This is a genomic window from Nocardia sp. NPDC004415 (genome assembly GCF_053602435.1).
The window spans coordinates 1-11,606 of record NZ_JBSGDP010000075.1; the positions used below are offsets into that span (position 1 = coordinate 1).

At 70.6% G+C, this 11,606-nt stretch carries 10 protein-coding genes; 2 read left to right on the top strand and 8 right to left on the bottom strand.

The window, feature by feature from the left end; all coding sequences use genetic code 11:
• Positions 1-128: 128 nt before the first annotated feature.
• Complete coding sequence (locus ACWEMY_RS26010; protein ID WP_452392128.1) at positions 129-1,742, bottom strand: DHA2 family efflux MFS transporter permease subunit; 1,614 nt, start codon at positions 1,740-1,742, stop codon at positions 129-131.
• A 70-nt stretch (positions 1,743-1,812) separates the two neighbouring features.
• Between ACWEMY_RS26010 and ACWEMY_RS26015 the strand changes: the two genes are divergently transcribed.
• Positions 1,813-2,313, top strand: coding sequence for a MarR family winged helix-turn-helix transcriptional regulator (locus tag ACWEMY_RS26015; protein WP_452392129.1), 501 nt, complete (start codon positions 1,813-1,815; stop codon positions 2,311-2,313).
• A gap of 9 nt (positions 2,314-2,322) precedes the next feature.
• Here ACWEMY_RS26015 and ACWEMY_RS26020 read toward each other — a convergent pair whose 3' ends face one another.
• Complete coding sequence (locus tag ACWEMY_RS26020) at positions 2,323-3,171, bottom strand: DoxX family protein (RefSeq protein WP_452392130.1); 849 nt, start codon at positions 3,169-3,171, stop codon at positions 2,323-2,325.
• Positions 3,172-3,261: 90 nt separating this feature from the next.
• Between ACWEMY_RS26020 and ACWEMY_RS26025 the strand changes: the two genes are divergently transcribed.
• Positions 3,262-4,383, top strand: coding sequence for a PQQ-dependent sugar dehydrogenase (locus ACWEMY_RS26025; RefSeq protein WP_452392131.1), 1,122 nt, complete (start codon positions 3,262-3,264; stop codon positions 4,381-4,383).
• A gap of 76 nt (positions 4,384-4,459) precedes the next feature.
• Here ACWEMY_RS26025 and gatB read toward each other — a convergent pair whose 3' ends face one another.
• From gatB to ACWEMY_RS26055, 6 genes are all read right to left on the bottom strand, one after another.
• Entirely contained in the window at positions 4,460-5,965 is a 1,506-nt protein-coding gene (gene gatB, locus ACWEMY_RS26030; protein WP_452392132.1) for an Asp-tRNA(Asn)/Glu-tRNA(Gln) amidotransferase subunit GatB, read from the bottom strand.
• A 101-nt stretch (positions 5,966-6,066) separates the two neighbouring features.
• Positions 6,067-7,446: an alpha/beta hydrolase family protein gene (locus tag ACWEMY_RS26035; RefSeq protein WP_452392133.1), complete on the bottom strand. Its 1,380-nt coding sequence runs from the start codon at positions 7,444-7,446 to the stop codon at positions 6,067-6,069.
• A gap of 9 nt (positions 7,447-7,455) precedes the next feature.
• Positions 7,456-8,490, bottom strand: a complete 1,035-nt coding sequence (locus ACWEMY_RS26040) for an ATP-dependent 6-phosphofructokinase (protein WP_278263752.1) — start codon at positions 8,488-8,490, stop codon at positions 7,456-7,458.
• Positions 8,491-8,518: 28 nt separating this feature from the next.
• Positions 8,519-9,412: a hypothetical protein gene (locus ACWEMY_RS26045; protein ID WP_452392134.1), complete on the bottom strand. Its 894-nt coding sequence runs from the start codon at positions 9,410-9,412 to the stop codon at positions 8,519-8,521.
• Between the two features lie 110 nt (positions 9,413-9,522).
• Positions 9,523-10,332 (bottom strand): formate dehydrogenase accessory sulfurtransferase FdhD, encoded by an 810-nt coding sequence (gene fdhD / locus ACWEMY_RS26050; RefSeq protein ID WP_452392135.1) that lies wholly within the window; start codon positions 10,330-10,332, stop codon positions 9,523-9,525.
• An 18-nt stretch (positions 10,333-10,350) separates the two neighbouring features.
• Positions 10,351-11,583 (bottom strand): FUSC family protein, encoded by a 1,233-nt coding sequence (locus ACWEMY_RS26055; protein ID WP_452392136.1) that lies wholly within the window; start codon positions 11,581-11,583, stop codon positions 10,351-10,353.
• Between the last annotated feature and the right edge of the window lie 23 nt (positions 11,584-11,606).

Here is an 11,606-nt window from a genome sequence, read left to right on the forward strand (position 1 = left end):
CGGCCGCTCACGATCTCACTGGCCACGATCCGCATGGTCGCCGCCGGACCTGATCCGCCTGATCGAACCATGTTCGATCACACGATCGCCGAGGCACCCCCGCACTCGCTGAAATGGTGTCAGGTCGCTCAGACGAGAGCGGGTTGTGATGTCGGCGTGGCTGATTCGTCGCCCGTGCGCGAGGGGATGAGCGCGGTGGCGATCAGCCCGAGCAGGACGAAGCCCGCGGCCAGGTAGCCGCCCAGGGTGATGCCGTCGGTCATCGCGGTGCGGCCCGCCTCGGCGACCTGGGCCGTCTCCGGTTCGGCGGCGAAGCCTTCGATGGCCGCGCCCGCGCTGCTGGTGACGGCGTGCGCGAACTGCTGGGCCTGGGCCGGGGGCAGGCCGGCGGCGGTGAGGTCGTCGTCGATCTGGGAGCTCAGCGTGGTGAAGAAGACCGTGGTGAGCACCGCGATGCCGAGTGCGGAACCGAGCTGACGGAAGGCGCTCTGGATGCCGGAGGCCTGGCCGTTGTCGTTGTCCGGGATCTCGGCGAGCACCACGTTCGTCACCTGGGCCGTCGCGAAACCGACGCCGATGCCGTACACGCACAGGATCAGCGAGATCGCCCACCAGGCGCTGTCGGTGGCGGCGAAGAAGGCCAGTGCCGCCAGGCCGACGACCTCGAGGGCGAGCCCGAGCCGGACCATGTTCAGCGGTGACGCCTTGCCCGCCAGGCCGAAACTCGCACCGCTGGCGATGAAGCTGCCGATGGCGATCGGCACCAGCGCCAGCCCGGATTGCACCGCGCTGTATCCGAGGGTGAACTGCAGCCACAGCGGCATGACCGCGACGATGCCGAACTCGCCGAGCCCGATGATCAGCGTGGCGACATTGCCGTTGCGGAACGAGGCCAGCCGGAACAGGCTCAGGTCCATCAGGGCCTTGTCGGCGTCGGGACCGCGACGCAACAGCACCTGGCGCACCACGAATCCGGTCAGCGCGAGCACGCTGAGCACCAGCGCGACCAGCACCGGTGACGGACCGCCGCTCCAGGTGAACCCGCCGATCCCCAGCGGGTGAACGGTGCTGATCCAGCCGTAGGTGCGGCCTTCGACCAGGCCGAAGGCGAGCAGCCCGAGACCGAGCACCGACAGGATCGCGCCGAGCACGTCGAGCCGGCCGGGCACCTTCGGCGAGGGCGCGATGCACGCCAGCACACCGATCACGATCAGCACCGCCAGCGGCACATTGATCCCGAACGCCCAGCGCCAGGAGACGTGTTCGGCCAGCCAGCCGCCGAGCAGCGGGCCCAGCGCGGCGGCGGCACCGATCGTCGAACCCCACACCGCGAACGCCTGACCGCGCGCTTTGCCGGTGAAGGTGGCGTTGAGCAGGGCCAGCGAGGTCGGCAGGATCATCGCGGCGCCCGCGCCCTGCAGGAACCGCGCGACGATGAGCAGCCCGCCACCGGGCGCGAGCCCGGCCAGGACGCTGGTCGCGCCGAAGACGACGACACCGGCGACGAACACTCTGCGCGCGCCGACGATGTCGGCGATCCGCCCGACCACCAGCAGCAGCGCCGCGAACACGATCGCGTAGGACTCCTGAATCCATTGCGCCTCGGTCGAACCCGTCGCCAGATCTTCGATGATCGACGGGATGATCACGTTCACGATCGTGGTGTCGACCACGATCAGCGCGACGCCGAGGGCGATGGCGATCAAGCCGAGCCATCGGCGGATGGACGACTCTTGACTCATCGCATCTCCTATTTCCATGGTGGAATATTTCCATGGTCAAAGTAGATTGCGGGCAATAGGATGTCAAACGATGCGAAAGGAACCCATGAGCCGCGCGGATGTCAGGGACCAGCACGAACGGCTGGACGAGGGCCTGCGGGCCTACGGTGCGAACTACCGGGAGTTCACCCGCCGCTTCGCGAGCTGGCTGGGCCTGCACGCGACCGACGCGGAGGCGCTCATCGAGATCCTCAACGCGGAGGAACGTGGGGCCACGCTCTCACCGGCGCGGCTCAGCGAGCGGATCGCGCTGTCCAACAGCGCGACCACGGCCCTGCTGAACCGGCTCGAGCAGGCCGGTCATGTCGTGCGCAGCCGCGAGCACGAGGACCGGCGGGTGATCACCCTGCGCAGCACCGCGCGCGTGCACGCGCTGGCCGACGAGTTCTTCGGTCCGCTGGGCACGAAAGTGGACGCGGTGATGGCCCGCTACTCCCCCGCGGAGCTGCGGCGGTTCGAGGACTTCGTCACCGAGTTGCGCACAACCATGAGCGCGCACCTGGCCGAGCCCGCACCACCGCAGCCGCGGTGACGGCCGGTCTCAGTCGAACGGGCCGATGCCGGTCAGCGGGTTGCCGCCGTGCAGGAACCAGAAGGTGAGGATCGCGGCGGCGACCGCCAGCAGGACCACGACGCCGGAGCCGTAGGCGGGGCGGGTGGCCCAGCCGCGGGTGCGGTCGAGTGACCAGCGGCCCGGGCCGGTGAGGATGATCGCCAGAGCGGAACCGGCCAGGATCGAGTCGAGTTCGACGCCGGTGGGGGTGCCCGCGTTGTACTGGAAGCCGGGGACCATGCCCTGCTTCCACATCCAGGCGTTGAGGATCGTCGCCAGGACCGCGCCCGCGGCCAGCGGGGTGGCCAGGCCGATCACCAGCAGGATGCCGCCGCCGAGCTCACCGGCGATCACCAGGGCCGTCGACAGCGACGGGTAGTCCCAGCCGCCGCCTTCCATCATCTGCTTGGTGCCGTCGAGGCCGGGCCCGTGGAACCAGCCGGTCAGCTTCTGCAGGCCGTGGTAGATGAAGGTGTAGCCGACCACCAGCCGCAGCACGAACAGGCCGAGATCGAGGGTGCCGCGGCGGGCTTCGCGGTTGCGGCGCTGCAGGCGCACCGCGCCCGCCGAGGCCGCCGTCGCGGGCGGGATCGAGGCGTAGCCGTAGTCGCCACCGTCGCCGCCGGTCGGCGCGGAACCCGCCGTGGGGACGTCCTCGCCGGGGTCGAGGTCGAGGTCCTCGTCGGTGCGGGGAATGTCCTTGTGCAGGTCCGGCTTGCGCATCTGGGTGGTCGGGGAATCGTAGGGGCTGGTCACCGGGCGACCCGCCGACGACGCAGCCTGTCCGGCCTGCGCCGACCCTTCAGCATCGGGTGTGTCGTTCGACTTGTCGGTCACCATCCCACCTTAGGACGTGGAATCGCGGGGCGCCGGTCTTCCCTCGATCAGGCGTGTCAGCGCCGCCGCGCTGCCGGTAACGTCTGACGCATGAGTTCGGGAATCGCGGGCCGCGTGGCAGTCGGATTGGCAATCGGCACCGTTCTGGTCGCCGGGTGCGCTCGCTTCGACGAATCGGCCTCGAGCCCGTTCACCACCGAGCCCTCGCTGGGCGGGTCGGGGGTCGAGCCCAAGAAACCGCAGGACTCGCCGTCGGAGGTGCCGCGTCCGACCGGGCCGTGCATCGACCCCGATCCCAATGTGATCGCCACCTGCCTGGACTCGGCGTCGGGGCTGATCGCCATGGGCGACGGCGCGCTGGTGGCCGAACGCCGCACCGGGCGCATCCTGCGCGTCACCCCCGTCGACGCGAGCACCCCGCAGCCGCCGCCGGAGGAGGTCGCCGCCGTGCCCGTCGACGGCTCAGGCGACGGCGGGATCTCCGATATCGTGCTCTCCCCCACCTATCACGAAGACGGCCTGATGTACGCCTACATCACCACCGGCAGCGACAACCGGGTGGTCCGCATCTCCGAGGGCGGCGGCGCCAAGGAGATCCTCACCGGAATCCCCAAGGGCGCCACCGGCAATCGGGGCGCGCTCGAATGGGCCACGCCCACCCAGTTGCTGGTACTCACCGGCGACGCGGGCAATCCCGGCGCCGCCGCCGACCCCGGTTCGCTCGGCGGCAAGGTGCTGCGGCTGGAATCGCCGTCCTCGGGGGTCAACACCCCGCAGGTGGTGGCCTCCGGGATCGGCACCGCCGGTGACCTGTGCCGTGACGGCAAGGACGGCATGTGGGTCACCGACCGCACCGCCGCCGAGGACCGGCTCCAGCACCTCGGCGCCGACGGCGCGCTCAGTGTCGCCTGGACCTGGCCGGACCGCCCGGGTGTCGGTGGCTGCACCGCGACCGGCGACGGGGTCGCGGTGGCGCTGAGCGAGGGCAAGGCGCTGGCCGCGGTCGCCGCCGACCCGGCCACCTTCGCCGTCACCACCGCACCGGCCATGATCGCCCAGGACAAGTACGGCAAACTCCTCGGCGCCACCGCGAGCTCCGACGGCAGCGTCTGGGTGACCACGATCAACAAGACCGACGGCGAGCCCGGCGAATTCGACGACCGCGTCGTGCGCATCCCGCCCCCGCAGGGTGGCGGCAGCGGGCCGGACTAGGCGCCCGAACAACGAAGAGCCCCGATCCTCGCAGGAGGAATCGGGGCTCTTCGCTCGTCCAGGGCGCCGCAGGCTCTCAGCTGCAGGCGGCGATGACCAGGTCGCGCACCTTCGCGGCGTCGGCCTGGCCGCGGGTGGCCTTCATGACGTCACCGACGATCTTGCCCGCGGCCTGCACCTTGCCCGAGCGGATCTTGTCGGCGATGTCGGGGTTGGCCGCCAGCGCCTTCTCCACCTCGGCCTGCAGGGCGGAGTCGTCGCTGACCATGCCGAGGCCCTTGGCCTCGACGATGGCGGCGGGCTCGCCCTCACCGGCCAGCACGAAGTCGACGACCTGCTTGGCGACCTTGTTGTTCACCGTCTTGGCCTCGACCAGCGCGATCACCGCGGCGACCTGCGCGGGCGCGATCGGCAGCTCGGCCAGCGCGACCTCGCGCTCCTTGGCCTTCTCGGTCAGGTAGGCGACCCACCACGAGCGGGCCTCGTTGGCCGGGGCGCCCGCCTCGACGGTGGCGATGATCAGATCGAGCGCGCCCGCGTTGACCAGGTCGCGCATGACCTCGTCGGACAGGCCCCACTCGCCCTGGATCCGCGCGCGCACCAGCCACGGGTACTCGGGGATGGTGGTGCGCAGCTCCTCGACCCAGGCGGCGTCGGGGGCGACGGGCTCGAGATCGGGCTCGGGGAAGTAGCGGTAGTCCTCGGCGGTCTCCTTGCGGCGGCCCGCGGAGGTGGAGCCGTCGGCCTCGTTGAAGTGCCTGGTCTCCTGGACGATCTCACCGCCCGCGGTGAGCACGGCGCCCTGACGGCGCATCTCGTAGCGCACCGCGACCTCGACGCTCTTGAGCGAGTTCACGTTCTTGGTCTCGGTGCGGGTGCCGAATTCCTTGGCGCCCACCGGCATCAGCGACACGTTGGCGTCGCAGCGCAGCGAGCCCTGCTCCATCTTCACGTCCGAGACGTTCAGCGAGCGCAGCACCTCACGCAGCGCGGTGACATAGGCGCGAGCCACCTCCGGCGCGCGCTCCCCGGCCCCGGTGATCGGCTTGGTGACGATCTCGATCAGCGGCACCCCGGCGCGGTTGAAGTCCAGCAGCGAGTGGCTGGCGCCGTGGATGCGCCCGGTCGCACCGCCCACGTGCAGCGACTTGCCGGTGTCCTCCTCCATGTGCGCGCGCTCGATCTCCACCCGGAAGACCGAGCCGTCGTCGAGGACCACATCGAGGTAGCCCTCGGTGGCGATCGGCTCGTCGTACTGGCTGATCTGGTAGTTCTTCGGCTGGTCCGGGTAGAAGTAGTTCTTGCGCGCGAACCGGCCCCACGGGGTGATCGAACAGTTCAGCGCCAGGCCGATCCGGATGGCCGACTCGACGGCCTGCTCGTTGACCACCGGCAGCGAACCGGGCAGGCCGAGGCACACCGGGCACACCTGGGTGTTGGGTTCGGCACCGAACTCGGTGGGGCAACCGCAGAACATCTTGGTCGCCGTGGACAACTCGACGTGGACCTCCATGCCGAGCACCGGCTCGTACCGGGAGATGACATCGGCGTAGTCCATCAACTCGACCGTGGGTGCGCTCATGCCTGCGCCTCGCTGACGCTCGGCTCCGGCATGACCGCACAGGCGGCTGCTCCCATTGTTCGCTCGCTGCGCTCGCTCATAGGTTCCTATCTTAGGAAGCGCTACCGGGGCGGGACGCGCTGGGTGAGCCAGTCGGTGACGTAGGTGAGCACGGCCGGGTCGACGGTGGTCTCGATGGTGGCGTACTCGCTGGGTTTGCCGGTCTCGCTGGGCTGCATGAGGTGGTTGAGGCCGGGGAAGGTGTGCACGGTCGCGTCGGGGTCGCCGGCGAGCTTGTCGCGCATGGGGCCCTCGTTCTGGGCGACCAGCACCTGCTGGTCGGTGCCGCCGAAGAACGCGAGCACCGGCACCCGCAGCGCCTGCAACGCGGCGGTCGGATCGTAGGTGACGAACGAGGCCATGTACGGGGTGTTGAAGCTGTCGACGGCCTCCTGCGGCGCGCGTTCGGCCTCGGGCAGCGCGTCGTTGTGTTGCTGGGCGAAGGCGGCCGCGCCCGCGGTGTCACCGGAGCGCAGCAGCGTCGTCCAGCGGGTGAGGTAGTCGACCTGGGCGTCGATCTCCTCCTGGGAGGAGCCCGCGCTCGCCATGATCACCTTGTTCTGCTCGATGAGCACGTCCGCGCCGACCACCGACGGACCGGCCATCAAGATCGCGAAAGCGATGTCGGCGCCGGGCCGCTGGGCGATCATCGGGGCGAGGTAGCCGCCCTCGCTGTGGCCGAGCAGGCCGACCTTCGCCGGGTCGATCTCCGGACGGGCGCGCAGGAAGCCGAGACCGGCGACGGCGTCGCCGGCGAGATCGTCGTAGGTGGCCTGGTCCAGGTCACCGCCGGTGCCGCCGACGCCGCGGTCGTCGGTGCGCAGCACGGCGTAGCCCGCGCGGGTGAGGGTGTCGGCCAGCAGCAGGAACGGGCGGTGGCCCATCAGGTTCTCGTCGCGGTCCTGCGGGCCGGAGCCGGTGATCAGCAGCACGGCCGGGAAGGGGCCGTCACCTTCGGGTTCGGTGAGGGTACCCGCGATGGTGAGATCGCCGCTGCGATAGGTGACGTCCTCGCTGCGGTAGGGGAACGGCGGCTGCGGTTCCTGTGGACGCTTCGGGCCATCGATCTCGCCGCGCTCGAGGGTGAGCGGCAGCGTCTGGCCCGACTGCACCCAGTTGCCGGTGATCTTGTCGCCGTCGAGTTTCCCACGGAATCCCGGGTCGCCGGGCACGTCCGGGATGGTGAACTCGACCCGGTCCGGTTCGGTGCGAACGTCTTTCAGCGCGGCGTCGCGCACGCCCTGGACCGGGATGTCGATGGTGGCCGAACCGTCCTCGGCGAAGGTCACCCCGATCCCGATGGGCTGGTCGGGGACCTCGATGTCACCGTGCCAGCTGCCCTGCACCGAGCTGGGTGGCGCGTCGTCGCCCGCCCCGGAGCACCCGGCCACCAGGGCGACGACAACGGACAGAACGGACACGATCACTCGACCGGAGCGCATACGGCCACGCTAGCCGAAGAACGCCTGCGCTTCCCGCATTCGTTCGGCGGGAACCCGTTTGAGCTGCTTGGTCGCCTCGGCCAGCGGGACGAGGCCGATGGTGGTGCCGTGCAGGGCGACCATCATCCCGAAGTGCCCGGCGTGCACCGCCTCGGCGGCGTGCACTCCGAAACGGGTGGCCAGGATGCGGTCGTAGGGGGTCGGGCTGCCGCCGCGCTGCACGTGGCCGAGCACGGTGGTGCGGACCTCCTTGCCGATACGCCGCTCGATCTCGGCACCGAGCTGCTGGGCGACCCCGGTGAACCGTTCGTGACCGAACTCGTCGATCCCGCCCTCGCGCAATGCGAAACCGGAATCGGGGGCCGGATGCGCGCCCTCGGCGACCACGCAGATGAAGTGCTTGTCGCCGCGCTGGAACCGCGACTTGATCATCGCGCACACCTGCGCCACGTCGAAGGGTTCCTCGGGCACCAGCGTGAGGTGCGCGCCCGCGGCGATGCCGGAGTTCAGCGCGATCCAGCCCGCGTGCCTGCCCATGACCTCCACCAGCATCACCCGCTGATGGGATTCGGCGGTGGTGTGCAGCCGGTCGATGGCCTCGGTGGCGATGGACAGGGCGGTGTCGTGGCCGAAGGTGACATCGGTGCAGTCGATGTCGTTGTCGATGGTCTTGGGGACGCCGACCACGGGGACGCCCTCGTCGGCCAGCCAGCTGGCCGCGGTGAGTGTGCCCTCGCCGCCGATCGGGATGAGCGCGTCGATGCCGTTGTCGTCGAGGGTCTGCTCGATGCGGCCGAGGCCCTCGCGCAGCACCTCCGGGTTGGTGCGGGCGGTGCCGAGCATGGTGCCGCCCTTGGCGAGCAGCCGGTCGGTGCGGTCGTCGTTGTGGATGCGGATCTTGCGATCCTCGAGTAGGCCGCGCCAGCCGTCCTCGAAGCCGACGATCGCGTCGCCGTAGCGGCCGTTCGCGGTGCGGACGACCGCCCTGATCACCGCGTTCAGCCCTGGACAGTCTCCGCCTCCGGTCAAGACTCCGATGCGCATGGCGACCATCTTGCCGCACCGGGACCGATCAGGCGCAGCGACCTCCGGCCAGTTCGCCCAGGTGACCGGACAGCAGGGTGGCCATCTTGTCGAGCATGGTCATCCCCTCGTTGAAGGCACCCGAATCCGGTTGCGCGGCGAAGGCCACGGCGATGCGGCCCGAGGGCGAATCGATCATGCCGAACTGGCGGACCAGGTATTTGCCCGATGTATCGGGCCCCCAGCCACCCTTGAACTCGGCGCTGCTGAACGCGCCCAGACCCCAGCGATGGCTCGGGATGATCTGCTGCATGAGCCCGACCACGCGTTCGCTCTGCGGCACGCAGCTCAGGTGCGCGGCGAAGCGGGCCTGGTCGGCCAGCGACCACTCGGCCTGCCCGAAGATCGAGGCGTCCGCGCGGGTGCGCACGGTGGGCACGGTGGTGTTCGCGTCGCCGCCTTCGCGCAGCACGCCCTCCACGGCCGCGGCGGCGCTGGATCCGCCACCCAGCGACTGCCACAGGGTCTCGGCGGCGGCGTTGTCGGAGGCGGTGATAGCCGCGGTCGCCGAGGTGAGAGCGGCCGAGCTGTTGCGCAGGGCCGCGATGGCCAGCGGGACCTTGATCGTCGACCAGGCCGGGCCCGAGGTCCAGTTGCCGAAGGTGACCATCTTGTCGCCGCCGACCGGCATGACGGCCAGTCCGGCGGTGCCGCGGAAACCCTGTTGCAGGGTGGCGAAGTCGGCGGCGAGACTGCCGGGGACGGCGATGGAGATGCTGTCCGAGCCCATTCCCGCGCCCGGGTCGACGACCGGGGCCGTCGCGGTGGTCGTGGTGCGGGCGGGCGCCGCCGGTTCGGTGCCGCAGGCGGCGGCGAGCAGAGCGACGGTACCGAGCACCGCGGACAGCGCCGATCGGACCCGGCGTCGTCGGTTTTTCGTCATGTTGTGAAGCATCTTCTTTTGTGAACTCCCCCGGGCTTTCGGTGCTGGGTGGCCGTCGGCGACACCGTACTGGGCAGTATGGCCGATCGCCCACCGCTACCGTGAAAACCTCAGGTCAGGCGATGTTCACCGGTGTAGATGTTCATCGTCTCGCCGCGCAGGAAACCCACCAGGGTGAGCCCGGCGTCGGCGGCCAGATCCACCGCCAGCGAGCTCGGCGCCGAGACCGCGGCCAGGATCGGGATGCCGGCCATCACCGCCTTCTGCGCGAGTTCGAAGGAGGCGCGGCTGCTCACCACCAGCATCAGATCGTGGGCGGGGACCCGGTTCTCGCGCACCGCCCAGCCGATCACCTTGTCGACGGCGTTGTGCCTGCCGATGTCCTCGCGCAGGGCGAGCAGGGTGCCGTCGGTGGTGAACAGGCCCGCCGCGTGCAGACCGCCGGTGACGTCGAAGAGCTTCTGTCCGGCCCGCAACTGCTGCGGCAGACCGGCCAGCACCGCGGTGTCGACGGTCGCGCCGTCGTGCGGGATCGGGAAGCGGCTGTGCGTGCGGACCTCGTCGAGCGCGGACTTGCCGCAGAGCCCGCACGCCCCGGTCGTCAGGAAATTGCGGGTGTGGATCGGGACCGGGGTGCGCAGGCGCAGGTCGAGCACGTTGTAGGTGTTGCGGCCCTGGTCGTCGGTGCCCGCGCAGTAGCGGGCGGTGACGAGGTCGGGGGCCGCGGCGATGATGCCCTCGCCGAAGAGGAACCCGTGCACCAGGTCGATGTCGTCACCCGGGGTGCGCATGGTGACCGTCAGCGAGCGGCCGTCGACCCGGATCTCCAGCGGTTCCTCGACCGCCAGGGTGTCGGGTCGCTCGATCCGCCCGCCCGGGGACAGGCGGGTGGTCTTGCGCCGGGTGGTGACTCTGCTCATCGGGCGAGCCGGGCCCGCTCAGTCGTCTTCTTCGTCGGCGGCCTTGTTGCGCGCCCGCACGATCTCGAGTGCCCGTTCCGCGGTCGCCTGATCGGGATACGGGCCGAGCCGGTCGCCGAACCAGCAGGTCTTGCCGTGCTCGGCCGTCTGATGCTTCAGGCAGTAGTACCACTGGTCGTCGTCAGCCATGCCGCCAGTATGCATCGGTTCGCATGGCTGTGTCCGGAAGCCGGGCACAACGGAATCGCGCAGCAGCACGGCGACGGCGACACCGACCGCGGCACCGAGCAGTGTGTCGACCCCGCGGTCGACGAGCAGGGTGAGCGGATCGGCGTGGCTGGCCAATTCGGTCATGGCCATGATGAGCGGGGTGAAGAAACCCAGCGCGAGCGCGTAGTGGCGGGCCATGAACAGCTCGGTCGGGTACAGCAGCGCGATGATCGCCAGGCCGAGCACGGCCGGGCTGAGCCCGGACAGCAGCAGCGGGGCGGTCACCACCAGCCCGATGACGGTGCCGCCGACGCGGTGCACCCCGCGGTGGATCCGGTCGCGGGCGCGCGCGGCGGCCAGCGGGACGGCCGCGCCCGCCATCACCCAGTTGGCGTGGCCCACGCCGAGCATGAGCCCGATGCCGCCCGCGAGCGAGATCGCCAGCGCGTAGCGGGCGGCTTGCAGAGCGGCGACACGGCCGGTCCGGTGCGGGGGGATCGCCGCGTAGATCAGCGCGGTGCCCGCCCGGCGTGCCCGGGTCACCGATTCCGCCCAGCCGACCGCCACGCACAGCAGCGCGGTGCCGGCGCAGATCAGCAGCGCGAGCAGCGGATCGGGCTGGGCACCGGCCACCATCGCGATGGCACCGAAGGCGAAGATGCCGAAGAACGGGCCCTCCGGCCGCAGGCCGAGCCGGTCGGTGACGGGCGAGGCGACCGCGGCGAACACGGTGACCGCGGCGACCAGCGCGGCGGGTGAGGCGTGCAGGCGGGCGAGCAGGATGCCCGCGCCGACGGCCACGGTGAGCATCACCGCGGCCTCGCTCTGGTGCAGCAGCCGCTGCCGCGGCGATTCGGCGAACCCGTACATGCCGGTGAAGGAACCGAACACCGCGTAGATCAGCAGATCGGTCCGCCCGAACGCGATCAGCAGCAGGCCCGGGATGGCCAGGCCGACGAAGACCCGGACGGCGGGCAGGTGATCGATATCGGTGACGGCGTGGCGGAGCCGAGGGCGCGCCGGGGCCGGCAGGGTGCGCACGGGGTTCCTCCGAAAGCTCGGTC